The sequence below is a fragment of the Arthrobacter vasquezii genome (assembly GCF_029455255.1).
Classification (GTDB): Bacteria; Actinomycetota; Actinomycetes; order Actinomycetales; family Micrococcaceae; genus Arthrobacter_D; species Arthrobacter_D parietis.
Genome location: NZ_JAROKN010000001.1, coordinates 194,520 through 218,000 on the forward strand (window position 1 = coordinate 194,520; position 23,481 = coordinate 218,000).

General features: G+C 64.3%; 23 protein-coding genes. 8 read left to right on the forward strand and 15 right to left on the reverse strand.

Going from position 1 to position 23,481, the window contains the following annotated elements:
• Nucleotides 1–56: 56 nt before the first annotated feature.
• Both P4U43_RS00925 and P4U43_RS00930 read right to left on the reverse strand, forming a co-directional pair.
• Nucleotides 57–350, reverse strand: coding sequence for a DUF503 domain-containing protein (locus tag P4U43_RS00925; protein WP_277357046.1), 294 nt, complete (start codon nucleotides 348–350; stop codon nucleotides 57–59).
• Between the two features lie 6 nt (nucleotides 351–356).
• Nucleotides 357–1,115 carry an SDR family NAD(P)-dependent oxidoreductase gene (locus P4U43_RS00930; RefSeq protein ID WP_277357047.1) on the reverse strand — a complete coding sequence of 253 codons (759 nt, stop codon included), beginning with the start codon at nucleotides 1,113–1,115 and terminating at the stop codon, nucleotides 357–359.
• A 150-nt stretch (nucleotides 1,116–1,265) separates the two neighbouring features.
• On the opposite strand from P4U43_RS00930, the gene P4U43_RS00935 reads away from it, so the two are divergent.
• Together P4U43_RS00935 and fdhA are read left to right on the forward strand one after the other, a co-directional pair.
• The gene (locus P4U43_RS00935) at nucleotides 1,266–1,724 is read left to right on the forward strand and encodes a DUF4383 domain-containing protein (RefSeq protein WP_277357048.1); all 459 of its coding nucleotides are present in this window, start codon (nucleotides 1,266–1,268) and stop codon (nucleotides 1,722–1,724) included.
• A gap of 202 nt (nucleotides 1,725–1,926) precedes the next feature.
• Nucleotides 1,927–3,144 carry a formaldehyde dehydrogenase, glutathione-independent gene (fdhA, locus tag P4U43_RS00940; RefSeq protein WP_277357049.1) on the forward strand — a complete coding sequence of 406 codons (1,218 nt, stop codon included), beginning with the start codon at nucleotides 1,927–1,929 and terminating at the stop codon, nucleotides 3,142–3,144.
• Nucleotides 3,145–3,215: 71 nt separating this feature from the next.
• On the opposite strand, the gene P4U43_RS00945 is transcribed toward fdhA, so the two are convergent.
• Nucleotides 3,216–3,647 (reverse strand): acyl-CoA thioesterase, encoded by a 432-nt coding sequence (locus P4U43_RS00945; protein ID WP_277357050.1) that lies wholly within the window; start codon nucleotides 3,645–3,647, stop codon nucleotides 3,216–3,218.
• Nucleotides 3,648–4,007: 360 nt separating this feature from the next.
• On the opposite strand from P4U43_RS00945, the gene P4U43_RS00950 reads away from it, so the two are divergent.
• Nucleotides 4,008–4,676, forward strand: coding sequence for a LysM peptidoglycan-binding domain-containing protein (locus P4U43_RS00950; RefSeq protein ID WP_277357051.1), 669 nt, complete (start codon nucleotides 4,008–4,010; stop codon nucleotides 4,674–4,676).
• 93 nt (nucleotides 4,677–4,769) lie between these two features.
• On the opposite strand, the gene P4U43_RS00955 is transcribed toward P4U43_RS00950, so the two are convergent.
• The 3 genes from P4U43_RS00955 to P4U43_RS00965 all read right to left on the reverse strand — a co-directional run bounded on the left by P4U43_RS00955 (nucleotide 4,770) and on the right by P4U43_RS00965 (nucleotide 9,010).
• Nucleotides 4,770–7,169 carry a Tex family protein gene (locus P4U43_RS00955; protein WP_404800674.1) on the reverse strand — a complete coding sequence of 800 codons (2,400 nt, stop codon included), beginning with the start codon at nucleotides 7,167–7,169 and terminating at the stop codon, nucleotides 4,770–4,772.
• Between the two features lie 54 nt (nucleotides 7,170–7,223).
• Nucleotides 7,224–7,868, reverse strand: coding sequence for a hypothetical protein (locus P4U43_RS00960; RefSeq protein ID WP_277357053.1), 645 nt, complete (start codon nucleotides 7,866–7,868; stop codon nucleotides 7,224–7,226).
• Between the two features lie 62 nt (nucleotides 7,869–7,930).
• Nucleotides 7,931–9,010 (reverse strand): hypothetical protein, encoded by a 1,080-nt coding sequence (locus tag P4U43_RS00965; protein WP_277357054.1) that lies wholly within the window; start codon nucleotides 9,008–9,010, stop codon nucleotides 7,931–7,933.
• Between the two features lie 116 nt (nucleotides 9,011–9,126).
• Between P4U43_RS00965 and P4U43_RS00970 the strand changes: the two genes are divergently transcribed.
• Genes P4U43_RS00970 through P4U43_RS00980 form a run of 3 tightly spaced genes read left to right on the forward strand, consistent with a single transcriptional unit; the run spans nucleotide 9,127 to nucleotide 12,064 of the window.
• Nucleotides 9,127–10,263: a type III polyketide synthase gene (locus P4U43_RS00970; protein WP_277357055.1), complete on the forward strand. Its 1,137-nt coding sequence runs from the start codon at nucleotides 9,127–9,129 to the stop codon at nucleotides 10,261–10,263.
• Nucleotides 10,264–10,950 (forward strand): class I SAM-dependent methyltransferase, encoded by a 687-nt coding sequence (locus P4U43_RS00975; protein WP_277357056.1) that lies wholly within the window; start codon nucleotides 10,264–10,266, stop codon nucleotides 10,948–10,950.
• A complete protein-coding gene (locus tag P4U43_RS00980) occupies nucleotides 10,943–12,064 on the forward strand; it encodes an FAD-dependent oxidoreductase (RefSeq protein WP_277357057.1) in 1,122 nt (373 codons plus the stop codon). The genes P4U43_RS00975 and P4U43_RS00980 overlap by 8 nt, the downstream gene beginning before the upstream one ends.
• A gap of 30 nt (nucleotides 12,065–12,094) precedes the next feature.
• Here P4U43_RS00980 and P4U43_RS00985 read toward each other — a convergent pair whose 3' ends face one another.
• From P4U43_RS00985 to arfA, 5 genes are all read right to left on the reverse strand, one after another.
• Complete coding sequence (locus tag P4U43_RS00985) at nucleotides 12,095–13,183, reverse strand: NAD(P)/FAD-dependent oxidoreductase (protein ID WP_277357058.1); 1,089 nt, start codon at nucleotides 13,181–13,183, stop codon at nucleotides 12,095–12,097.
• Nucleotides 13,184–13,353: 170 nt separating this feature from the next.
• On the reverse strand, nucleotides 13,354–13,980 hold the full coding sequence (locus P4U43_RS00990; protein WP_277357059.1) for an FMN reductase: 627 nt from the start codon (nucleotides 13,978–13,980) through the stop codon (nucleotides 13,354–13,356).
• 73 nt (nucleotides 13,981–14,053) lie between these two features.
• Nucleotides 14,054–14,257, reverse strand: coding sequence for a hypervirulence associated TUDOR domain-containing protein (locus P4U43_RS00995; RefSeq protein ID WP_056550188.1), 204 nt, complete (start codon nucleotides 14,255–14,257; stop codon nucleotides 14,054–14,056).
• Between the two features lie 36 nt (nucleotides 14,258–14,293).
• On the reverse strand, nucleotides 14,294–15,295 hold the full coding sequence (locus tag P4U43_RS01000) for an arabinan endo-1,5-alpha-L-arabinosidase (protein ID WP_277357060.1): 1,002 nt from the start codon (nucleotides 15,293–15,295) through the stop codon (nucleotides 14,294–14,296).
• Nucleotides 15,295–16,797 (reverse strand): arabinosylfuranosidase ArfA, encoded by a 1,503-nt coding sequence (gene arfA / locus P4U43_RS01005; protein WP_277357084.1) that lies wholly within the window; start codon nucleotides 16,795–16,797, stop codon nucleotides 15,295–15,297. Before arfA ends, P4U43_RS01000 begins: the two co-directional genes overlap by 1 nt.
• A gap of 256 nt (nucleotides 16,798–17,053) precedes the next feature.
• On the opposite strand from arfA, the gene P4U43_RS01010 reads away from it, so the two are divergent.
• The gene (locus P4U43_RS01010; RefSeq protein WP_277357061.1) at nucleotides 17,054–18,061 is read left to right on the forward strand and encodes a LacI family DNA-binding transcriptional regulator; all 1,008 of its coding nucleotides are present in this window, start codon (nucleotides 17,054–17,056) and stop codon (nucleotides 18,059–18,061) included.
• Nucleotides 18,062–18,089: 28 nt separating this feature from the next.
• Here P4U43_RS01010 and P4U43_RS01015 read toward each other — a convergent pair whose 3' ends face one another.
• From P4U43_RS01015 to P4U43_RS01030, 4 genes are all read right to left on the reverse strand, one after another.
• Nucleotides 18,090–19,097, reverse strand: a complete 1,008-nt coding sequence (locus tag P4U43_RS01015; RefSeq protein ID WP_277357062.1) for a nitronate monooxygenase — start codon at nucleotides 19,095–19,097, stop codon at nucleotides 18,090–18,092.
• A 39-nt stretch (nucleotides 19,098–19,136) separates the two neighbouring features.
• A complete protein-coding gene (locus P4U43_RS01020) occupies nucleotides 19,137–20,819 on the reverse strand; it encodes a thiamine pyrophosphate-binding protein (protein WP_277357063.1) in 1,683 nt (560 codons plus the stop codon).
• Nucleotides 20,819–21,802 carry an agmatinase gene (gene speB, locus P4U43_RS01025; RefSeq protein WP_277357064.1) on the reverse strand — a complete coding sequence of 328 codons (984 nt, stop codon included), beginning with the start codon at nucleotides 21,800–21,802 and terminating at the stop codon, nucleotides 20,819–20,821. Before speB ends, P4U43_RS01020 begins: the two co-directional genes overlap by 1 nt.
• A gap of 154 nt (nucleotides 21,803–21,956) precedes the next feature.
• Nucleotides 21,957–22,364, reverse strand: coding sequence for a VOC family protein (locus tag P4U43_RS01030; protein ID WP_277357065.1), 408 nt, complete (start codon nucleotides 22,362–22,364; stop codon nucleotides 21,957–21,959).
• A gap of 160 nt (nucleotides 22,365–22,524) precedes the next feature.
• Between P4U43_RS01030 and P4U43_RS01035 the strand changes: the two genes are divergently transcribed.
• Nucleotides 22,525–23,481, forward strand: a complete 957-nt coding sequence (locus P4U43_RS01035) for a carbohydrate ABC transporter permease (protein WP_277357066.1) — start codon at nucleotides 22,525–22,527, stop codon at nucleotides 23,479–23,481.

A 23,481-nucleotide genomic window follows, 5' to 3' on the forward strand; every position in this document is an offset into this window, starting at 1 on the left:
CCTCCTCGTAAGTACGCCTCAACGTTCCCATGATAGTAAGTTCGCTGACGATCCCGTTAGTCATCGCTGGTCACAATTCGGCGTCGAGCACTCAAGAGTTCAAGTTCCGGCCGCGCAGCGACAAACCGCTCAACCTCATCCAGCACCTCGACAACGTGCCTACGATCCCCCGAAACCAGACCCACGCCAACGGTTGCGCGGCGGTGGAGATCCTGCGTACCGACTTCGGCAGCTGACAGCTCGAAACGTCGCCGCACCTCCGCCACCAGCGGCCGAACCAGCGAACGCTTCGCCTTCAGTGAGTGCACGTCCCCCAGCAGGAGGTCGAACTCGATGAACCCCACCCACATATTCGTTCACCTGCCGCGCGCGGCGAGCCTTGCCACCAACGACGACGGCGCATTCCTCGCAACGAACGCAAGCACCTTATAGCGAAGGCTGGGAATCGACACCGCCTTGCCGGCGGAAAGATCCTTCAGGGCAGCGCCCACGACGCCCTGAGCATCCAACCACATCCAGCGTGGAACGGAGCCCTTGTCCATGCCCATACGCTGGTGGAATTCAGTGTGGACGAAGCCGGGACACAACGCCATTACGGTTACTCCCCGGGACTTGTAGGCGAAGTTGGCCCAGGTGCTGAAGTTGATCATTGCTGCCTTCAGCGCGCCGTAGGTCCCGCGCGGAGTGAACCCGGCAACGCTGGCCACGTTCACTATCTGCCCGGAACCGCGTGCGAGCATGCCCTGCAGCGCGGCATGGCTGAGCGCAAGGGGAACGGTGAGATGAATCGCCGCGTGGTTCAGTTCGTCCTCAAGCGGATTCGCCTCGAAGGATTTGGGCAGGCCATAGCCCGCGTTGTTGACCAGGGTTGACACCGGCTCCGTGCTGTCCCGCAGCCTGTCGAGGACACGGCGGACGCCGTCGTCGTCGTGCAGGTCCGCAGCCAGCACCTCCACCGCCACGCTGAAGCGGGAGCGAAGTGCAGCCGCTTTTTTCTCCAGCCTGGCCGAGTCCCGGGCGACCAGGACAAGGCCCTTTCCCTGCCGGGCAAGTTGCTCCGCGAACTCCGCCCCAAGGCCTGCAGTTGCGCCGGTAATCATTGCCCAGTTGGCCATGTTTTCCCTTATCAGGTGGGTATTTCAGCAGTAAAATGAGAGTGCTGGTTGGGCGCGGTTTGCGCTCCTCCAACGGCGGTGCAGGCGATGCGCCTCTCCTGACGTTTTCGCGGCACCGCGAAGAGTCATATTCACACATGAGGAGGGGAGATGACTACCGCATCACACCATGCGCATGATTTCCATGTGACGCGCGATCACGTTCGCAGCGCCTCGATGGGGATGGGAGTAGTTTTCCTGCTGGTGGGGATTCTCGGATTCATCCCGGGCATCACCACACAATACGGTTCCATGGCCTTTGCATCCGGTTCCGAGGCAATGCTCCTGGGCGCGTTCCAGGTGTCGGTGCTCCTCAACCTGCTGTATCTAGCCATGGGAGCCGCCGGAGTCTGGATGAGCCGCGGAGTTCTTTCAGCTCGAAACTTCCTGCTCGGAAGCGGCGCGGTCCTGCTGGTCATGTGGCTCTACGGACTGATTGTCGGCACCTCTGCCGCCAACATTCTGTCGACCAACGCATCCACCAACTGGCTCAACCTGATCCTCGGCGTCGTCGCCGTTGGACTGGGCGCTGCCTATGCCATGCGGCACCGTGGGAGCCGTGCCCTCTAGCGATCTTTGTCCCCGAAGCACGTCCCGCCCGGAAACCCGGCGGGACGTACTTTTGAACGACTGGAATGTTTATCAAATCGGTATACGGCGAAGCCTTTCAGACCTAGACTGACGGCGAGGCCACCTTCTGACAGACGGGGTCAGTTGCGGCCTTCGAAAGGGACGTTCGAAGACGAACTCCCATCACATCGGAAGGATCACCATGTCAGGAAACAGGGCTGTGGCCTACAAGGGCCCCGGCAAGGTCGAAGTCATTGATACCCCCTACCCCACGTTCGATCTCAAGGACGCACCGGGGATCAACCCGGCCAATATCGGCCGCAAGGTGGACCACGGAGTCATCCTCAAGACGGTCGCCACAAATATCTGCGGATCAGACCAACACATGGTCCGCGGACGAACCACCGCCCCCACGGACCTGGTGCTGGGGCATGAGATCACCGGTGAAGTGATCGAGGTGGGAAGCGGTGTGGAGTTCATCAAGAAGGGCGACATCTGCTCGGTCCCGTTCAACATCTCCTGCGGTCGATGCCGAAACTGCAAGGAACGGAAGACCGGCATCTGCCTCAACGTCAACCCCGACCGTCCGGGCAGCGCCTATGGCTACGTGGACATGGGCGGCTGGGTCGGCGGCCAGGCAGAGTACGTCCTTGTTCCGTACGCGGACTGGAACCTGCTGAAGTTCCCGGACCGGGACCAGGCGCTGGAAAAGATTCTTGACCTGACCATGCTCTCCGATATCTTCCCCACCGGGTTCCACGGCGCCTACACAGCCGGCGTTACCGTCGGGAACACTGTCTACATCGCAGGCGCCGGACCCGTAGGCCTCGCCGCAGCGGTGTCTGCGCAACTGCTGGGTGCCGCCGTCGTTATTGTTGGCGATCTCAACGAGGAGCGGTTGGCGCAGGCCCGTAGCTTCGGGTGCGAGACCGTCGATGTCTCCAAGGGGCACCCGAAGGACCAGATCGAGCAGATCCTCGGTGTGCCGGAGGTTGATTGCGGTGTTGATGCGGTCGGCTTCGAGGCGCGCGGCCATGGCAGCGACTCCTCTCATGAGGCGCCGGCTACCGTCCTGAACTCGCTGATGGACATCACGGCGGCCGGTGGCGCGCTTGGCATTCCCGGACTCTATGTCACCGGCGATCCGGGCGGTATCGACGAGGCGGCCAAGGTTGGTTCGCTGTCGATTTCCCTCGGTACCGGGTGGGCGAAGTCGCTGTCCTTCACCACCGGTCAGTGCCCGGTCATGAGGTACAACCGCGGTCTGATGATGTCGATCCTGCATGACAAGGTGCAGATCGCGAAGGCAGTGAACGCCAAGGCGATTCCCCTTGAGGATGCGCCGCGCGGATACGAGGAGTTCGACAAGGGTGCGGCCACCAAGTATGTGCTGAACCCGAACGGCTACATCGCCGCCTGACCCCTCGTTGAGTTGGCAGGACACGCCCCTTATGAGCACTCAGAAGGGGTGTGTCCTGCCAACTCACGGGTCTATCTGAAGAGGCCCGGGCCCATGTAGGGCTCCAGCTGCTGCTTCTGCTCGGCCGAGATGCGCAGTAGCGACCCCGATTCGCCGTGTACGAAAGCCAGTGTGGTTTGCGCCAACACGCACACCCGGCGAGTCACCGGATCATGGATGCGGTACGCGATGTCGAGGCTCGCAGCTTTCAGGTCTGCAATCCACACCTCGATTTTCAACGGGACGTTCCGGTAGTCCAGGGTGGCCGTGTACTTGATGCGGTGTTCCACCACCAGCGCCTGGACCCCTGCGGCCACGGAGCTGAAGAGAGGCACCGGCGGGTCCTGGCCCGCGGCACCGGTTCCTCCCGGCGGACCGAACGCCTGGATACGCGCTTCCTCGAGAAGCCGCACCACCTGGACGTTATTGATATGCCCGTAGGCGTCCATGTCTGACCATCTCATAGGGATTTCACAGGTGACTGTCCGGTGCGCGTCCATTCCTATGTTTTACAGTGGTCTGCGGGGTTTCCACTACTGCGCGGTAAGGAACCTCTGCACGTCTTCCGTCAATAACCGCCACGTCTCGATTTGGCAACGATTGCAAAACAGTCTACGGTAGACAGGAACCCGCTTCGGGTAACCACAAAGCAGACGGCGCTCTACGCGTCTGCCACATAATGCCCTGGTGCTGTCCCTCCACCGTACGTTGCTCGTCCGGCAGACACCACAGACAAGACCAATGATCAGTCAAGGGTGAGCAACGTCGCAAAGACGTCCGGGGACGGAACGAGTGCAGGTGGCCTTTTGGAGCATCGTACCCATATGAAGAATCAGAAACTTACTCTTAACGCGCGCCGTGGATTTGCAGCGGCAGCTCTCGTCGGTGTTGGAATCACCGCTTCCGCAGGCGCAGCCAACGCTGCTCCTGCCAGCACTTGGGACGCCCTCGCACAGTGCGAGAGTGGCGGCAACTGGGGCATCAACACCGGCAACGGTTTCTCCGGCGGCCTGCAGTTCACCCCGTCCACCTGGGCCGGCTTCGGCGGCCAGGGTCTCCCCCAGGACGCCAGCCGCGCAGAGCAGATCGCTGTTGCTGAGCGCGTACTCGACGGACAGGGCTGGGGCGCATGGCCCGCATGCTCGGCCAAGCTCGGCCTGACCGCCGGCGCCAACCCGACTCCGATCCCCGCTGCTCCGGCACCCGCCCCTGTGCAGGTGCAGTCGCAGCAGGTTCAGGTTCAGGCACCTGTTGTCCAGGCACCAGTTGCTCAGGCTCCTGTTGTTCAGGCACCAGTTGTTCAGGCGCCTGCGGCTCCTGCCGTTCAGCTGTCCGGTGACACTTACACCATCCAGTCCGGCGACACCCTCAGCACCATTGCTGCCAAGCTGGGCGTCGAAGGTGGATGGCAGGCCCTTTACCAGGCCAACGCCGACACCCTCATCCACGCCGACCTCATCTTCACCGGCGACGTTCTGCAGCTGCCTGCCTAAGGTTTCAGCTACACACGAAAGAGCCCTGCAACGTGTCCGTTGCGGGGCTCTTTCGTGTCCGGAGCTGGAAAACCGCGGTTGTCGCTGCCCGCGCTAGTCCCGCGGCGCCAACCCCGCAGCCCGAAGCGCCTCCGCCATCGCGCTGTTCGCCGGAGCTTGTGCGCCTTTGCCGCCCTGCTTCTGCGCTCCCGCGTTGGAGTTTCCTCCCGGCTTTGAAGCGCCAGGCTTGGAACTGCCCCCTTGCCCACCGGCGGGACGACGACGGCGGTCCCCTCCTCCGCCGCCCCGCGCACCACGGTCAGACCCGCCGCCCCGCGGCACGGCGTCGTCATTGACCCGCAAGCTGAGGGAGATCCGTTTGCGGTCAGGGTCAGCCTCCAACACCCTGACCTTCACTATCTGACCGGACTTCACAACTTCATGGGGATCGCTGACGAAACGGTCAGCCATCGCTGAAACGTGCACCAGCCCATCCTGGTGCACCCCGACGTCCACGAACGCGCCAAAAGCCGCAACATTCGTGACCACCCCGTCGATGATCATTCCCGGGCGCAGATCTGAAATCTTCTCGACATCAGCAAAGGAGGCCGTGACAAACGCGGGCCGCGGATCCCGCCCCGGTTTCTCGAGCTCAGTGAGGATATCCTGCAGCGTGGGCAGCCCGATCGAATCGTCAACATACTCTGCGAGGTTCAGTGACCGGAGTGAGCCACTGGCATCGTTCACCATTCGCCGCGCCACAGAATAAGCCTCCGGGTGCACGCTGGAGGCGTCCAGAGGCTCAGGTCCGCCGGCAATGCGAAGGAAGCCCGCACACTGCTCGAACGCCTTGGCGCCAAGCCTGGGAACCTTCAGCAGGTCGCTTCGGCGTGCAAAGGGGCCGTTCGCATCACGGTGCGCAACGATATTCCCGCTCAACAGGGACCCCACGCCGGCCACCCGGGTCAGAAGCGACGGCGATGCGGTATTCACGTCCACCCCCACGGCGTTCACGCAGTCTTCAATCACGGCATCAAGCGAGCGCTCCAGCTTGGCAGGACTCACGTCATGCTGGTACTGGCCTACGCCGATCGACTTCGGGTCAATCTTCACCAACTCGGCCAGCGGATCCTGTAGCCGCCGGGCAATCGACACAGCACCACGCAGCGACACATCCAGCTCAGGCAGCTCTGCCGATGCCAACGCTGACGCTGAATACACCGACGCGCCTGCCTCGGACACAACCAGTTTCTGCAGGGTACGCCCGGACATAAGCGAGATCAGTTCGGACGCAAGCTTGTCCGTCTCCCGCGACGCCGTGCCATTGCCGATGGCGATGAGCTCGACGTTGTGGGTGGTTACCATCCGCGAGAGCACAGTCAATGCGTCATCCCACTTCTTCGCGGGGGCGTGCGGATAAATTGTCGCTGTTTCGAGGACCTTGCCCGTCCCGTCGACGACAGCGACCTTCACACCGGTCCGAAGGCCGGGGTCCAGCCCGATGGTGGTACGTCCACCCGCGGGCGCCGCGAGCAGCACATCGCGCAGGTTCGCAGCGAAGACCCGCACCGCTTCCGTCTCCGCCTCCACAAACAGCCGCACCCGGAGGTCGATCGAGAGCTTGGCGAGCAACCGACGCCAGGCCTGCTGGACCGTCGCCATGAGCCACGCATCCGCCGGCCGGCCCTGATCCGCAACGCCCAGGAAAGCGGCCACGGAGTTCTCGAAACGGCGCTTGGCACGCAACGCAGCTTCAGCGTCGGTGGAGTCAGCCTCGGTGAGCGTCAGCTGCAGCACGCCTTCCTTCTCGCCGCGCAGCAGTGCCAGGACCCGGTGCGACGGCATGGCGGACGGCGCCTGCACAAAGTCAAAGTAGTCGGAGAACTTCTGGCCCTCGGCTTCCTTGCCGGAAACCACCTGCGAGCGCAGCCGGCCCTGCTTCCACAGCCGTTCACGCAGGTCAGCAAGCAGGTCGGCGTCCTGCCCGGCACGCTCCACGAGCAGCGCCCGGGCACCGGCCAGCGCGTCATCCGCCGTGGGAACGCTCCCGTTCAGGAAGCGGCCTGCTTCAGCAACGGGATCGAGCGATGGGTTGGCGAGAAGTGAGTCCGCGAGCGGCTCCAGTCCGGCTTCCCGTGCAATCTGAGCTTTGGTGCGCCGCTTGGTCTTGAAAGGCAGGTAGATGTCCTCCAACCGCGCCTTGGTGGTAGCACCGACGACGGCGGCACGAAGCTCAGCGGTCAGCTTGCCCTGCGCTTCGATCGCCTCAAGCACGGCCGCGCGCCGCTCCTCGAGTTCGCGCAGGTAACGCAGCCGCTCCTCCAGCTCACGCAACTGGGCATCGTCGAGGGTTCCGGTGACTTCCTTGCGGTAGCGCGCAATGAAGGGAACGGTTGATCCGCCGTCCAGCAGGTCCACCGCGGCCTTGATCTGCCATTGCTGGACGCCGAGTTCCTCGGCGAGTTGCTTGAAGATGGACGGAGGAGTGGTAACTGGTGCGCTCACGCCTGCCATTGTGGCATTGACGCGGTCAGCAATCTAAAAGGCTGCCCCGCTGTGGAGGGAAGGTTAGGCGCAGCTCTCGCGGTTCAGCTCGATCGCAAGCGGGTGGGTACCCGTGAATTCCTGTCCACCGGCAGAGTACGCAACGGAAACGCCCTGGGACGTGCCTCCGTCAACACCGTCAGCGATCGAGACCGCCACCACCAGATTCACGTACTCATGGGTGGTGATGTTGTAGCCCTCCGCTGGCACCGGCTCAACCGGACCGGCCGGCTCAGCCGTCTCGGAAGGAGCTGCAGGCGCCGGTTCCGCGCTGTGCGTGCCGTGAGCGCCGCCGTCGTCCTCGCCGTGTGCCTTGTGGTGACCCTCCCGGTTGGCCGTGGACACCTCAGCGCTCACGAGGGTGAGCCCTTCGGGGTTCTGCAGGGTGACGTCGTCGAGAGTGAAGGTTTCAAGCGCCTCGTTGTGCACCAGGACCGTGAATTCCTGGTAACCGATGTCAGGCTGAGTGGCGCAGAGCGTGGCGCCGTTCTCGGCGAGGTTCAGGGGGTCATCACCGAAGTCCGCCGCCGTCTGCTGGACCGCGCTGACGTTCTCCTGCGAGCGCGGAGAGTTCACGTCGAGCGGGTTCTCCTCGACAGCCATGCATCCGCTGGTGAAGAGCGCAGCGAGCAGGGCGCCGCCAACCAGTGCTGCCGATCGAACCGCCATGTCCACCATCCCTCAAAGAAGTCTCTACCTGTGTTCGGCAACACAGCGACTTTGGATGGGTCCTACTCGTACAGAACGTACTCCGGCTGCGGTGTAAGCGCCAGGACCTCGGCCGGCGTCATCAGCGGACCCAGCACCACGTCCTCCTCGAAGAACAACTTGAACCCTGGGTGGACAGTCGGAGGCAAGTCTTTCATCAGCAGGTTGTAGGTTTCGATTTTCATCGTCGCGGACCCGATTCCGTCCACGCTCCGGATAACTTCCACCCCTGCGTATTCCTGTATCGCCGCCACATTACTGACGACGCCGGGAGCCACCTGATGGAACACGAGCGGCTTCTGCGGAAGGTTATTCTCGGTCACCAGACCATCGAGGTACGCAGCAATCTCGTTGATTTCCTCACCCGTGGTGTGCCCGTAGGAACGCCCGGGAAGCTGCTCCGCCGTAATGTCCCACTCGGGATCAAGCGCCACACCGACATCCGGCTCCACCAGCCACTTCTCAAGCGCACGGACTTCCTCAGCCATGCTCGCCCGGCCGGGCTGGACATTCAGGATCAGCATCCCGTCATGCCTGCGGGCGGCCTCGAGATACCCGCTGATGATCTCATCGGACGCGCGGGTCCGGTAGGCGCCGTCGGCACCCGGATCAGCCTGCACGACGACGGCAATCAGCTCCAGCACCGGCATCACCTTGCGCTCGCCGGCCAACTCCTTCCCGAGTGCCTCGATCTCATCCACCCGCTCATCGATTGCACCGATGCCGAGCCTGCCCAGTGCGGCTGAGTAGGGATGCCCGCTGAACCCGACAAGGCGGTAGTCCGGAAACAATTCCACCCCGCCGCGGGGAAGCTCGAAACGCTCCGGGGTGGGTTCGGCAGAGGGCGTGGGTTCGGCGGAGGGCGTGGGTGTTGCAGGTGGCGTCGGCGAGGGCCCCTGAGCCGGCGTCCCTGAAGCGGTCGGCGTGGCTGCGGAAGACGAGGCAGATGTTTCAGGAGACTCTGAAGCGGTGTTCGGAGGTGCCGCACTGCACCCGGCCAGTAGCACCGCCGATACCGCCCACACCGAGCCATGGCGGAGCATACGGCCAGCTTGCTCATGGCCGCGTGTGCGTCGTCGTTGTACGTTCCGGTGCAGTGCCATAGCAACACGCTACGCCACGGGCAGCGGGCGTCTCAGAGGCACAGCGCAGAGGCGGCAGACTTCCCGGCCGCCTGCTTCGTATTGTGTTCAGTTACTCGGTCGCCTAACAATGAACTATGACAGTCCTGATGAGGTCCCTCGAAACCGCCGTACCGACCACCGTCATGGTGCAGTCCCAGGTACGGGATGTCTTTGCAGCACAGCCGGGGCTGAACAGGTTGGGGCAGCGGCTGGTGACTGCTGCGTTCGATTCCTCCGGCATCGATACGCGTTACACGGCTGTGGAGGAACTCACGCTCGAACGCCACAACGAGACCCCGGTGTTTTTCGACTCGGACACCATGACCATCCTCAGCCCGGGCACCAAGGCCCGGAACGAGGTCTACGCCGAAGCCGGCACCAAGCTGTTCGTCGAAGCTGCACAGAAAGCGCTGGATGCAGCAGAGGGAGTTGAAGCTGAGGACATCACCCACGTGGTGACAGTTTCCTGCACCGGGTTCTTCAACCCCGGCCCGGACTACAAAATCGTCCGCGCACTGGGGCTGAACCCGTCAGCACAGCGCTACCACCTCGGCTTCATGGGGTGCTACGCGGCGTTCCCGGCGCTGCGCGCGGCGAAATCTTTCTGCGACGCCGATCCCAACGCGGTGGTCCTCGTGGTCAGCGGCGAGCTGTGCTCGTTGCACGTGCGGTCCTCCAACAACCCGGACACGATTGTGGGGACGTCCCTCTTTGCCGACGGCGCAGCGGCCGCGGTCATTACCGCTCGGACTGACCTGGCGCCGCCGTCGGGGCCAGCCCTGTCCCTCGACTTCTTCGAAACCACCCTGACCCCGGTCGGCGAGGAATCGATGGCCTGGAACATCGGCGACGAGGGTTTCGAGATGGTCCTCGGAACCTACGTGCCGCACATCATCGACGAGCACATCGTCGGCGCCCTCGCTCCCTTACTGGAACGCGATGAGTCCCTGATCGGTGTCGAGTACCGGGACATCGAGCACTGGGCCATCCACCCGGGCGGCCGCAGCATTCTGGACAAGGTGCAGGCCAAGCTTAAGCTCAGCGATGACCAGCTGGTCCCCGCCCGGGAAACGCTGCGGGACTACGGGAACATGAGTAGCGCCACCGTGATGTTTGTCCTCAAGCACATCCTCGATCAGCCCGGCTCGGACTCCGATGAGCGCATCTGCTCCATGGCGTTCGGTCCGGGGCTCACAGTGGAGACCGCCCTCCTGACCAAGACATCCGCCTGAATGGCCTTCCTCGCCTCCCGGAACCTCACGGCAATCGAGGAGATGGACAAGCCGGACTGCGATCCCGCCAAGCTCGACCGCACCTATGCCCAGTTCCCGCTCGTCAACCGCTCGGTCGCCGGCTGGCACCGCACCTGGGCACACTACATCCGGCCGGTCCTGTCGACGGCGCGTACCAATACGCTGCTCGACGTCGGCTCAGGCGGCGGCGACGTACCCCGTGCGCTTGCCCGCTGGGCTGCCCGCGACGGCTTCAGGCTGGAGATCACCGCGATTGACCCCGACGAACGCGCGAATGCGTTCGCCAGCAGCCGACCAAGGACGCCGGGGCTCAGGTACCGCCGTGCGTTCAGTTCGGAACTGGTCGCCGAAGGTGCCCAGTTCGACGTCGTCACTTCCAACCATGTGCTCCACCACCTCTCGCCGGACGAGCTGAGCGGACTGCTCAGCGACTCGGAGAAGCTGGGCACGCGGCTCGCCCTGCACAGCGACCTGTCGCGGACCCGCGTGGGGTTTGCACTGTTCTCCGTGGCCACTCTGCCGTTGCCCGGTTCCTACATCCGCGAGGACGGGCTGACGTCGATCCGGCGAAGCTATCTGGCGGACGAACTGCGCGCCGTCGTCCCTCCAGGTTGGCGCGTGGAGCGGCAGGTGCCATTCCGGAATCTGCTGGTGCGCCGTGCCTGATGTCCTGATAGTCGGCGGTGGGCCGGTAGGGCTGTACGCCGCGATCCTGCTGGCGCAGTCAGGTGTAGAGGTTCAGGTCCTGGAGCGCCGCACCGAGCGCAGTTCGCACTCCCGGGCGATCGGCATCCACCCACCGGCGCTTGCCGCACTGGAACAGGCTGGAGTAGCGGAGAACCTGGTTGCCGCGGGCGTTCAGATTCCCGGCGGTGTTGCGCGGAGCCGCGGTCGGACGGTCGCTGAACTGTCCTTCTCGTCCCTTCCCGGCAGACACCGTTACGTGCTTGCAATCCCCCAGGAGCAGACGGAGCGCATCCTTTCGGAGCGGCTCGCTGAGCTGGCACCTGACGCGCTGCGCAGGGGCGAAACCGTCGAGGCCGTTCACGAGGTCGGGAGTGAGGTTCTGACCATTACTGACAACGGCACCCACCGGTCCGCGTTGCTCATCGGGGCCGACGGGGCCAGAAGCACCGTACGCGATGCGGCGGGCATCGGCGCGAGCATCCGGCCGTATCCCGACGCCTACGTCATGGGCGATTTCCCTGACACCACCGGTGACGGAAGCACCGCTGCCCTGTACCTGGAGCCGGCCGGAATTGTTGAGTCTTTCCCGTTGCCCGGCTCGGTCCGGCGCTGGGTGGTGCGGATGCCGTCGCTTGTGAAAGACCCCACGGCCGAGGCAGTCGCGGAGCTGGTGGCGAGCCGCACCGGTGTGGGCGTCGATACCCGGAACAACACGATGTTGAGCTCCTTTGCGGTACGGCGGCGCATAGCGGAACGGTTTGTGCAGGGGCGTATTGCGTTGATCGGCGATGCCGCGCATGAGGTGTCCCCCATTGGCGGGCAGGGCATGAACCTGGGGTGGCTCGATGCCGTGCAGCTCGTGCCGCTGGTCATCACTTCGCTGGCGGGCACCGACGTCGGGCTTGGACTTCGGCGCTTCAACGAGGAGCGGCGCCGGGCAGCCCTGGCAGCCTCGCGTCAGGCGCACATCAACATGATCCTTGGGCGTCCACTGCCGCCGGGCATGCTGGAACTGCGTAATCGGGTGATGGGCAGGATGGCCGGAGTACCCAGGGTGCACGATGCCGTAGCACGCACTTTCACAATGCACTGAGGCTCACGCTCCAAGAAGCGGGCCGGCGAATCAGGCCTTTCCGAGCTGGGCTTCCGGACGCAGTAAGGCGGGCACGACGCCGGACACTGCAGTTTCTGCCAGCGCCTCACCCAGAGCCGGTGCCTGTTTGAAGAGATTATGGCCGGCGATGGCGCTGATTTTCCCGGTGGACCAGATCCCTACGCCGTCCTCGCCCCAGGGCAGACGGGTCACCCAGCAGTGCACGTAGCCGGACGGCTCCGGGTCCAGGCCCGGCAGAGCGTGGCGGACGTAGGCCGCCGCCCGGGCAGCAAGGGATTCGAGTGCCGGAGGATCCGCGAGGCTTCCGTCCTGCCGTACCCCGGTCGTTTCGCTGAGGCCTACCGAGTAGGAACGGTTATCGGCTGAAGGGGCCGCGTAGACTCCGGTTTCTCCGAAAGTTCCGCTGCCGTCCTGGAAGGTGGGTAGCGGAGTATCCACGTCCTGGCGCACGGGGAACGTCACGCGGGCATGGGCAGCGAGTTCAACGGGGATCTCGAGCCCCGCATTCCGTGCCAGTGGAGCCGTGCCGCGGCCCGCGGAGAGGACAGCATGGTCAAAACGGTCCACCCCGGTTCCGGTACGGATCTCGACATCGCCCTCACTGGTGTGCTGGACCGTCAGCACGTGATCCGCCACCAAAGCTTCTGTAAGGCTTTCGGTCAGCGCACGGAAGGCGGCGAGCGTGCGGATAGCGCCGCCGTCCACATCGAGCATGGCCTTACCCTCGAAATCAGCGAGGATCGGCAAAGCGGATGCGAGTTGGCCCTGGGCCAGGAGCGCCACGCGGATATGTGGAAGGTCGCTGAGGATGCGCAGCTTGTCCTCGACGCTGTCGCCGATCGCCACCGCTCCGGCGTCGGACACCAGTTCCACACCGAACTCGGCCTCCCACTGCCGCCAGAGAGTGCGGCTGGAGCTGACGAATCCGGCCAGCCGGACGTCGTCGTGGGCGTGCCGGAAGATTCGCCCGTCACCGGCGGACTGTCCGCCGCCGGGCGTTCCGGACTCGTAGATAGTGACGTCCGCGCCCGTTTTCCGAAGTGCGTGCGCCGTAGCCAGTCCGACGATTCCTGCTCCCACCACTGCTATCCGAGTCATGGGTCCAGCAAAACACGCTTACGCGTGCCGGCGCAGCCCCGCGGGTGAGAATCCCGGCTCCGACTATCCCACTGAACCGGCGCGTTCAGTGGGAAGAAGACGCTCGTTCCCACCGAACCCGCATGTTCAGCGGGAAGGGCGGCGGGAGGATCAGCAGCGCGGGTTAGGAACTAGCGGCCCTGCACCTGAGCCAGAAGCTGCTCGAACGGAAGGGAGGCCTGCGCGCTGTTGGGGCGGCGCGCCGTCGTCGTTCCCGCAATCATGCCCGCGAGTTCGCCGGCCGCGCGGGTGACGCGCTGGTCCAGTGCCGGTGCGCCGTCGGATCCGGTTCCCCAGTCCTCGGGACCGGCGTAGACCCCGGTCGAGACAACGCGGGCCCGGAGATACGTGAAGAGCGGGCGCATGGCGTGGTCAAGCATGAGGGAGTGCCGGACGCTGCCGCCGGTTGCGGCGATGAGCACGGGCATCGAGTCCAGTGCGGTGTTGTCGAGGACATCGAAGAACGATTTCAGCAGGCCGCTGTAGGAGCCGGAGAAGACCGGGCTGACAACAATGAGCGCATCAGCATCCGCCACGGACTTCAGGGCGTCTGCGAGCGCAGGCGGAGCGAAGCCGGTGACCATGTTGTTCGCGATGTCCACGGCCAGTTCGCGCAGTTCGATGGTGGTGATGTCGGTGTGGATGTCGACGCGCTCGAGCTGGCGACGGGCTGCCTCTCCGAGCTGATCCGCCAGCATCCGGCTTGACGATGGCGTTCCCATGCCGCCTGACACCACTACTACTCGGCGTGTTTCCATGTGCCGGTTCTCCTTCGCTGCGCTTCATGCATTTGCATCTAGTTGAACCAGCGAACAGCCGGAAACATTCCCGCTACTGTTTGTCGAGCGCGCTTTCCTTGTGGGCGGCCTGCTTGCCCGACTTCTCGCTCTCGACGATGTAGTACGGCTCGTCCTTGGAGGCGTTGAACTTCTGGCCGTCGAACGTGAACTCCTTGTCCTTTTTCTCCACGACCGTGCCGTGCGTCTTGCCCTGCGACGTGTTCCAGCTGACCTTGGTTCCCTTGCTGTATGACATTGCTTCAGCGTCTCACCTCGGCGCAGCCGGTGCCACCTATTCCCAGCGCGCTGTAGGCCAGCCGTCCTCCCAGTTCAACGGGACCAGGCCGAGCCGGGATGCGCCGTCGAGTGCTTCATCGTAGTAGTGAAAGGCGAGCAGGTCGCCGGAAACGGACTGGCCACCGGGGCCCACACGCGGTCCGTCACTTGCCAACAGGGGCGTGCCGCCGTCGTCGAGCATGGACACACCGTCGCGGTCCACGTAGGGCCCATCGATCTCCGTGGACCGCCCGACCGCCATGTTGTAGGTGCTCTCGAGGCCTTGGCAGCAGAAGTCCTTCGAGACAAACAGGTAGTAGTAGCCGTCGCGCTCAATCAGGTACGGCGCCTCAATGGCATTCGGCGGAGTTCCCCGGTCGGCGATAGTGACCGGCTCGGCGTCCGAGTCCGCAAGGAGCCCCGACGGCCACTCGAGTTCCACAAGCTGCAGGCCACCCCAAAACGAGCCAAAACTCATCCACGGCGTACCGTCAGCATCCTCCACAATGCCGGGGTCAATGGCGTTGAAATTTTCCCCCGCCGACGCAATGACCTCGCCCTGGTCGACCCACTCATAGGCCGGGTCCTCGGGATCAAGAGTGCTGTTCGTCGCCAACCCGATCAGCGAGTCATTGCTCCCGAACGTGGACGCGGAGTAGTAGAGGTACCAGGTGCCGTTGTGCTCGTAGAGCTCCGGTGCCCACAGATTGTCGACGCCGGGAACCGCCTCGGTGAGCCACTCCGGCTTCTCCTGCCACACCTCGCCGGCATATTCCCAGTGCACGCCGTCGTCCGAGCGGCGGACCTGGATATTGCCGTCGGCCACCTGCCCGTCGCCGGTGGAGTAGACGAACCAGTCATCCCCATCGTGTGAGGGACCGGCTACCAGAGCGGGATCGTGCGTGAAATAGTCCCCGCTCAGCTCCCACTCCCCCGACGAGGACGCCGGCGCGGCACAGCCCGCCACCCCAATAGCGAGTGCAAGGGTGGCGGACCAGGCCGCTGCGCGTCGTTTCACTAGCCGAGGGCGATCGCTGACCAGGAAACCGGAGGCAGCGAGACGGTGAGGACACCGTCGTCGAGCACTGCGCCGGGCAGCTGCTTCAGGCCCACCCGGAACTGGTCCTCACGCGTGTTCTTGGCGTAAACGTCCTCATCATGCAGGGTGAGAGCTTCAGTGACGACTTCGGCGCCGAGATCCTTCACGTCGACCGACACGTCAATGGTCTCGGTCTGACTGCGGTTGACGAGGAACAGCGCCGACTTCCCGCCGTCGACAGTGGCCACAGCATCGACCAGCGGCGCGTCGCCGTAGACCTTCGTGGAGTACGTGCCGGCGTCGATCTGCGGACGCAACACCTCGCCCTTCGCCAGCCGTGAGGTGACGGAGAACGGGAAGAAGGTGGTCTGGCGCCAGGTGTCGCCGCCCGGCTCGGTCATGATCGGTGCAATGACGTTGACCAGCTGGGCGAGCGACGCCGACGCCACCCGATCATGGTTCTTCAGCAGCGTAATCAGCAGGTTGCCGAAAACCACTGCGTCAGCGACGGAGTACGTGTCTTCGAGCTGGCGCGGGGCTACGCGCCATTCGTCGTTGACCTCATCGGATGCCTGGTGCTCCTCGAGATACCAGATGTTCCACTCGTCGAAGGAGAGCTTGATGGTCTTCTTGCTCTTGAGCTTGTGCTTGACGTGGTCTGCCGTGGCCACCACGGTTTCGATGAAGTACTGCATGTCCAGCGAGGAGGCGAGGTAGGAACCGAGGTCCCCGTTGCGCTCCTGGTAGTACGCGTGGCAGGAAATGTAGTCCACGTAGTCATAGCTCTGCTCGAGGACCACGCGCTCCCACTCACCGAAGGTCGGCATTGAGGAACCGGAGGAACCGCACACCACCAGCTCGAGGTCCTTGTCCGCCGTCTTCATGGCGGAGGCGGTGCGGGCGGCGATCTTCCCGTAGTCCTCGGCGGACATGTGCCCAATCTGCCAGGGCCCGTCCATCTCATTGCCCAGGCACCACATGCGGATGTCATAGGGTTCCTTGGCGCCGTTGGCGATGCGCTGGTCACTCAGCGCTGTGCCGGAGGGATGGTTGGCGTATTCGAGGAGGTCGAGCGCCGCTTCGATGCCGCGGGTGCCAAGGTTGACGGCCATCATCAGCTCGGAGCCGGTCAACTTGCACCAGCGCGCAAACTCCTCGAGGCCCACCTGGTTGGTCTCGATGGAATGCCAGGCGAGGTCGCGGCGGACGGGGCGCTGGTCGCGGGGGCCTACGCCGTCTTCCCAGCGGTAGCCGGAGACGAAGTTGCCGCCGGGATAGCGGATGGTCGTGGAGCCGAGTTCGCGGACAAGCTCGACGACGTCCATGCGGAAGCCGTCCTCGTTGGCGGTCGGGTGACCGGGTTCGTAGATGCCGTCATACACGCAGCGGCCGAGGTGCTCAACGAAGGAGCCGAAGATTCTTGGGCTGACGGGCGCGACTACGGCGGAACGGTCAATGCGGATGGTGGTCGGCGCTTCCATGGGAAGCTCGCCGCTTGCCGCGGAGGTCGTGGCCGCCGTCGAATCGGGCGTGGTGGTGGTGGTCACGGATAAGTTTCCTGCCTGTCAGAACGCACGGGTGCTCGTGTTTTTATGAGGATTACAACGTTGAAAATGATCTCACGCAGCATGTGGGTCGTCAACCGCCCGGCGGCGTGGAATTCCACCAACGCGATATTCTGCCGGTGGGACACCGCGATGTGTCCCACCGGCTCCAACTCGACAAAGGACTCTCCACATGGCGGCGACCCTGCATGATGTGGCCCACGTGGCCGGGGTGTCGTTCAAGACGGTGTCCAACGTCATCAACGACCACCCGAACGTTCGCCCCGCAACACGGGAGCGCGTTCAGAAGGCCATCGCCGAGTTGGGTTACCGGCCCAACCTCACGGCGCGCAGTCTTCGATCCGGCCATACCGGTGCCATCACCCTTGCGGTTCCCCAGCTGCGCCTCCCCTACTTCGCTGAATTGGCCGACGCCGTAATCCGCGCCGCCGAAGCCCGCGGTCTGGTGGTGCTCATCGAGCAGACGAGCGGCGAACGCGACCGTGAACTCGAATTCCTCAAAAGCCCCAGGCTGCGCATGTCGGACGGGTTGATCTTCAGCCCTCTCGGTCTCGGTGAAGAGGACGCCGCGCTGGTCACCGCCGAAGTGCCAATGGTGTTGCTCGGCGAACGGATCTTCTCCGGCGGCTGCGACCACGTCACCATGCAGAACGTCGAAGGCGCCCGTGCCGCCACCGAACACCTGCTGGATACCGGGAGGCAGCGCATCGCCGTCGTCGGTGCGCATGAGGGCGAGGTCATCGGCTCGGCAGGGCTTCGCCTCAAGGGCTACCGTGAGGCGCTTGAATCGCGCGGAATAGAGTACGACGACGGCTTGGTCGCCTATGTCGGAACGTGGCACCGCGCGAATGGTGCCGAAGCGATGCATGAGCTGCTTGACCGCGGCGTCGAGTTCGATGCGGTGTTCGGCTTCAACGACACCCTGGCACAGGGCGCAATGCGGGTGCTGCAGGAGGCCGGCCGGCGCATCCCCTCCGACGTGGCCGTGATCGGCTTCGACGACCTCGACGAAACCCGGTACTCCATCCCCACCCTGAGCAGCGTCAACCCCGGACGAGAAGAAATTGCCGAGACCGCGATCAAAGTACTCATGGAGCGCATCAAGAACCCGGCGGGCCCGGCGCCTCGCGAGATCCTGACGCAGTTCGAGGTCATTGCACGCGAATCCACGGCCGCCTGACCTCGGGCCCTGTATTGAGACGCTGTGTTCAGGCCAGGGACCGGATGATCTCCGCTGCCGGCCCCGGCCGTACCGAAGCAAACCCGGTCCCCGCCCACAGGTGCGCCACATCGGCATTCCCCTGCGCCACCGCGACCTTGCGGAGCGGCGCCGTCACGTAGTGCAACTGCGGATACCCGGCAGGCGCGTCCTGATGCTCACGAATGAACCGGTTCGTCAGGCCGCGCGCATACCGTCCGGTGTAGGCGCGGGTAAGTGACGTCCCCGCGAATCGACCCTCGCTCAGCGCTGCCCGGTGCAGCGGATTGGTGCCCGCTTCATCCGAGAGCAGCAGCGCGGTACCCACCTGCACCGCATCGGCGCCCGCTGCACGCAAACGCACGACGTCGGCTGGCCCGGACACTCCCCCGCCCGCAGCCAGCGGCACCTCAGTTCTGGACCGAATAGCGGCAAGCACGTTCTCGAGCGGATCCGAAGCCGGTGCCTTCCCCTGATCGAACGTCCCGCGGTGGCCGCCGGCGTTCGGCCCCTGAACGGCGAGCGCCCGAGCCCCTGCCGTGACCGCATACTCCGCCTCAACGGGGGTTGTCACGGTGACGATCGGAAGAATCCCCGCGTCGGCCATCCTTCCCAGAACCGCGGCGTCCGGGCAGCCGAAGGTGAAGGACACCGCAGCGGGGCGGAAATCCAGAACGAGAGAGAGCTTTGCGTCCCAGCCGTCGTCGTCGTACCGGGGTTCACCTAACTCAGCTCCAAGCGCGGCAGCCTCCGGGCGCAGGGACTCACGGTAGGCACCGAGGAGCGCCACATCCGGCTGGAAGGCATCCGGCACAAACAGGTTCACCCCGACTGGACCACTGCTCAGCGTGGAAACGCTGCGCAGCTGCGTCTCGAGATCCTCCGGCGCACGGTACCCGGCTGCGAGGAAACCCAGACCGCCGGCATTGCTCACCGCAGCGGCAAGCTCCAGCGTGGTAGGCCCGCCGGCCATCGGCGCTCCGATGATGGGCCTGTCCAGTTCGCGCAGATCAAACACGGCGGGGCCTCCCAGAGTCAGCGGACTTCGCCTCCCAATTTACAGGTGTGTGGGAGCGAAGAGCCTCAGCAGCGTCTCAACAACGACGACGTTGGGACCCTCCGCAGCGAAGCTTGTCTCCAGTGCCTCCCGCACGTCTTCCGGCGCCACGCGGACAGCGGGGACGCCAAAGGATTCGGCCAGCTTTACGAAGTCCGGCCGGGTGAGCTCGGTGGCTGTTGCCTTGCCGAACGCGCCCTCCATGTATTCGCGGAGGATGCCGTAGCCGCCGTCGTCGACAATGAGCCAGGTGACCGGCAGATTGTGCTGGCGGACCGTGGCAAGCTCAGCGATCGAGTACATGGCCGAGCCGTCGCCAGACACGGCAAGCACGCGGTCAGACAGCCCCTTCGATGCGAGCCCCACCGAGCCGCCAATAGCGCTGGGGAAGCCGTAGCCGAGGCCTCCGGCCCCCTGCGCCGAGTGAAATTCTCCATCCCGGGAATCCCAGCAGCTCCAGGCCCAGTAAGCCGCGATGGTCATGTCCCAGAACGTCTGCATGTCATCGGGCGCGGCCGCCCGGATGTCGGCCATGAAGGTCCGCTCCTTGCCCAGGTCCTGCTCATCAAGGCGCGCCTGCACCTTGGCAAGGGTCTCGGCAACGAGCCTGCGCGGATCATAGTCGCCGGTGCGGCGCCCGGCCGGTTCGAGTGCGTCATCCAGCGCGGTGAGTGCCTGGCCGGCGTCGGCCCGGATGCCGAGGGCAGGACGGTTGGATTCGAGGACCCGTGGTTCGGCGTCGATCTGGATGATGCGGCCTCGCGGCTCGAGGCTGAAGTAGTTGGACGTCACCTCACCGAGCGAGGAACCGATCACCAGGAGCACATCGGCGTCTTCGAGCACTTCGGTGACGTAACGGTCCTCAACCCAGGATTGCAGCGACAGCTCGTGGTTCCAGGGGAAGGCGCCGTTGCCGCCGGGCGAGCACAGCACCGGCGCATCCAGCTTCTCCGCGAGCGAGAGCAACTCCTTCTCGGCCTTGCCGCGCCGGGCGCCGCCGCCGGCCACAATCGCTGGGCGCTTAGCGTCCGAGAGCCACTTGACGGCTTCACGGACCAGCTCGATGCGCGGCGGATTATCGAACGGCTCTGCCAGCGCATCCTCGACCTGGGGCACAACGACGGCGTCCAGCAGCACATTCTGCGGAACCTCCACCCACACAGGCCCCTGGGGCGAGGAGACGGCTTCGGTCCACGCATCCTGAATTGCGGACGGGATGCCGGACGCGTGCTGGATCAGCCGCTGGCTCTTGGTGACGTTGGCGGCCGAGGCCTTCTGGTCATCGAGCTGGTGCAGCATGCCCTTCCGGCGGGCGCCCAGGCCCTCAAGCGGGATCTGGCTTGCAATGACGACCATCGGCACTCCCGTGGCGTATGCCTCCTGCAGCCCGGCCAAAGAGGTCAATGCGCCGGGTCCGGTCGAGAGGAAGAGCACTCCCACTTCACCGGTGGCACGGGAGAACCCGTCGGCGGCAAATGCGGAGTTGTTTTCCACCCGGGAAGAGACGAACTGCAGATCAGAACGGGACAACGCATCGAACAGGCCCAGCGCGTGCTGGCCCGGGATGCCGAAGACGGTGGAGGCGCCCAGCGCGCTCAGCGTCTCGACAACCAGGTCACCGCCGTTGCGCTGGCCCGAGACCGGCTGCGGGGGAACTGTTGCATCACTTTCAACGGACTGCATCAGCCGTCCTTTCGCGTGGAGATTTCGTCGGCCATCAGACTCACCAGATCGTAGGCGACATGCGACGCCGCCACACCGGTGATTTCTGCGTGATCGTACGCGGGAGCAACTTCGACGACGTCGGCGCCCACCAGATTCATCCCGCGCAGGCCGCGCAGGATCTCGAGCAGCTCACGGCTGGTGATCCCACCGGCTTCGGGGGTGCCGGTGCCCGGCGCGTGTGCCGGATCCAGCACGTCGATGTCGATCGACACGTAGAGGGGCCGGTTCCCGATCCGGTCTCGGAGCTTGGCGACGGTTTCGTCAACACCCTGGCGGAACACATCGGAGGAGGTCACAATGCCGAAGCCGAAGCGCCGGTCATCCTCCAGGTCCTTCACTCCGTACAGCGGCCCGCGGGTGCCGACGTGGGAGATGGCCTCAGTGTCCAGGATCCCTTCCTCCACAGCGCGGCGGAAGGGTGTTCCGTGCGTGTACTCGGCACCGAAGTAGGTGTCCCAGGTGTCCAGGTGGGCATCGAAGTGCAGCAGCGCAACCGGCTCACCGGCGCGTTCGGAGGCCGCGCGCAGCAACGGCAGTGCGATGGTGTGGTCACCACCGAGCGTGACCAGGCGGGCGCCGTCGTGCGTGAGGTCCAGCGCGTTCTGCTGGATGGTCTCAATGGCCTCGTTGATGTTGAAGGGATTCACGGCCATGTCACCGGCGTCAGCGACCTGCACTCGCTCGAAGGGCGAGATATCCATCGCCGGGTTGTAGGGGCGCAGCAGCCGCGAGGCCTCGCGGACATGGTTGGCGCCGAACCGCGCGCCCGGCCGGTAGGAGACTCCGGAGTCGAACGGCACACCGACAACGGTGATGTCGGTCTTCTCCACCTGGTCGATCCGCGGCAGCCGCGCGAACGTGGCCGCTCCGGCGTACCGCGGAATGCGGGCCGAATCGATCGGCCCAAGGTTGCCGCCTGCCGTGACGCGCAGCTCTTCCATGTACATCTCCTTAGTCCCCGTGACGTCCGCTCGTACTCCGGACGCAGTTGCCCTATAGGCATCAACTGTTTCTCGTAAGGCTAATTGTGGTACGCGTCTCAGTCAAGGTCGCGGGTCAGTTCATGCCGGTCGGCATGAAGGAGAGCGGAAACAGTCAGGAACGCGGAATCAGCGGCTTGTCGGCGCGTGCCTTGATCTGCTGCACAGCCCAGGAATTGCCGTCCGGGTCATCAAATCCAAAGAAAGTGCCGCCGTCGCGCTCGTCAAAGACGGTGACGTCGCCGACCTCGGCACCGCGACCAATCAGCTCCTCGCGCGCTGCTTTGACGTCGGAGACGACCAGTTGAAGGCCCTTCAGGCTGCCGGGCTGCATAGCGCTCATGCCCGGCCCGTTGCCGAACACGATGGAACAACCGGAACCGGGCGGGGTGAACTGGGTGAAATGCACGCCGCCGGAGTCGGTCTCGAAATCCTGCACGAATCCAAGTTTGTCGCGGTAAAACCCGATCGAGCGCGCGATGTCGCTCACCGGCACCACAATGACTTCCAGTGTCCAGTCCATTGACAGCTCCTGACCTTGAGAGGGACGGCTCACGCTATCGGACCGCCTCCGGCACGTATAGCCCATCGCTTCTCGAATGGGAAGATTTGCGCCGTAAACAAAGCTTGCTTATGGCTTACTCTGTTGAGAAGCGACTCTGCCGACAGCAAGGAGGTGCAGCATGGCCACAGCGGTTGACTCCCCCCGGAAGCGACGGCTTCGGCGTCCCCGCTGGATCAAGGAACCCTTCAACAGGGAGGCGAGGGCAGGGTATCTGTTCATCCTTCCCTGGGTGGTTGGGTTCCTCGTGTTCACGCTCGGAGCCATGGTGTACAGCCTCGTCATCTCCTTCACGAATTACGACCTCTCCACCGACACCGCCACGCCTGTGGGCTTCAGCAACTACGAACTGCTGTTCAAAGATCCCAAGGTGATGACGTCCCTGGGCAACACGCTGTATTACGCCGTACTGTCAGTGCCGCTCGAGATCTGCTTCGCCCTACTCCTGGCCTATCTGCTGCACCGCATTCCCGAACGGGGGGCCGGCGTCTTCCGCATCATCTACTACCTGCCGAAGATGACGCCGTCCGTCGCCGCCGCGTCAATCTTCCTCCTGCTCCTCAACGGGAACTCCGGGGCGATCAACGGCTTCCTGGGCATTTTCGGGATCGACGGTCCGCAGTGGTTGATTGACCCGGACTGGATGAAGCCGTCCATCATCATCATTGGTTTATGGAGTGTCAGCGGCACCATGCTGATCCTCCTTGCGGCGCTGAAGAATGTCCCGCAGGACCTGTACGAGGCAGCGTCCCTCGACGGCGCAGGGGCCATCCGGCAGTTCTTCTCCGTCACCCTGCCGATGATCTCCAACGCCCTGTTTTTCTGCACCATCGTGCTGACCATCGCCGCGCTCCAGGTCTTCGACCAGGCGTTCCTGCTCTTCTACAGGGATACGACAAGCGCAGCACCCGACGCCGCACTCTTTGTCGGTGTCTACCTGTTCCAGCAGGCTTTCCAGCAGTTCAACATGGGTTTCGCTGCGGCCATCGCCTGGCTGCTGTTCGTCATCATCCTCCTGATCACGGTCTTCCAGGTCCGCTTCGGAAACAAGTTCGTCTACTACGAGGGGGGCCGGTAA

What these genes read in the sequence shown, in the direction of transcription:
- P4U43_RS00925 (WP_277357046.1), bottom strand. Translation starts at nt 350, where the DNA reads ATGTGGGTGGGGTTCATCGAGTTCGACCTCCTGCTGGGGGACGTGCAC.
- P4U43_RS00930 (WP_277357047.1), bottom strand. Translation starts at nt 1,115, where the DNA reads ATGGCCAACTGGGCAATGATTACCGGCGCAACTGCAGGCCTTGGGGCG.
- P4U43_RS00935 (WP_277357048.1), top strand. Translation starts at nt 1,266, where the DNA reads ATGACTACCGCATCACACCATGCGCATGATTTCCATGTGACGCGCGAT.
- fdhA (WP_277357049.1), top strand. Translation starts at nt 1,927, where the DNA reads ATGTCAGGAAACAGGGCTGTGGCCTACAAGGGCCCCGGCAAGGTCGAA.
- P4U43_RS00945 (WP_277357050.1), bottom strand. Translation starts at nt 3,647, where the DNA reads ATGAGATGGTCAGACATGGACGCCTACGGGCATATCAATAACGTCCAG.
- P4U43_RS00950 (WP_277357051.1), top strand. Translation starts at nt 4,008, where the DNA reads ATGAAGAATCAGAAACTTACTCTTAACGCGCGCCGTGGATTTGCAGCG.
- P4U43_RS00955 (WP_404800674.1), bottom strand. Translation starts at nt 7,169, where the DNA reads ATGGCAGGCGTGAGCGCACCAGTTACCACTCCTCCGTCCATCTTCAAG.
- P4U43_RS00960 (WP_277357053.1), bottom strand. Translation starts at nt 7,868, where the DNA reads ATGGCGGTTCGATCGGCAGCACTGGTTGGCGGCGCCCTGCTCGCTGCG.
- P4U43_RS00965 (WP_277357054.1), bottom strand. Translation starts at nt 9,010, where the DNA reads ATGGCACTGCACCGGAACGTACAACGACGACGCACACGCGGCCATGAG.
- P4U43_RS00970 (WP_277357055.1), top strand. Translation starts at nt 9,127, where the DNA reads ATGACAGTCCTGATGAGGTCCCTCGAAACCGCCGTACCGACCACCGTC.
- P4U43_RS00975 (WP_277357056.1), top strand. Translation starts at nt 10,264, where the DNA reads ATGGCCTTCCTCGCCTCCCGGAACCTCACGGCAATCGAGGAGATGGAC.
- P4U43_RS00985 (WP_277357058.1), bottom strand. Translation starts at nt 13,183, where the DNA reads ATGACTCGGATAGCAGTGGTGGGAGCAGGAATCGTCGGACTGGCTACG.
- P4U43_RS00990 (WP_277357059.1), bottom strand. Translation starts at nt 13,980, where the DNA reads ATGGAAACACGCCGAGTAGTAGTGGTGTCAGGCGGCATGGGAACGCCA.
- P4U43_RS00995 (WP_056550188.1), bottom strand. Translation starts at nt 14,257, where the DNA reads ATGTCATACAGCAAGGGAACCAAGGTCAGCTGGAACACGTCGCAGGGC.
- arfA (WP_277357084.1), bottom strand. Translation starts at nt 16,797, where the DNA reads ATGGAAGCGCCGACCACCATCCGCATTGACCGTTCCGCCGTAGTCGCG.
- P4U43_RS01010 (WP_277357061.1), top strand. Translation starts at nt 17,054, where the DNA reads ATGGCGGCGACCCTGCATGATGTGGCCCACGTGGCCGGGGTGTCGTTC.
- P4U43_RS01020 (WP_277357063.1), bottom strand. Translation starts at nt 20,819, where the DNA reads ATGCAGTCCGTTGAAAGTGATGCAACAGTTCCCCCGCAGCCGGTCTCG.
- speB (WP_277357064.1), bottom strand. Translation starts at nt 21,802, where the DNA reads ATGGAAGAGCTGCGCGTCACGGCAGGCGGCAACCTTGGGCCGATCGAT.
- P4U43_RS01030 (WP_277357065.1), bottom strand. Translation starts at nt 22,364, where the DNA reads ATGGACTGGACACTGGAAGTCATTGTGGTGCCGGTGAGCGACATCGCG.
- P4U43_RS01035 (WP_277357066.1), top strand. Translation starts at nt 22,525, where the DNA reads ATGGCCACAGCGGTTGACTCCCCCCGGAAGCGACGGCTTCGGCGTCCC.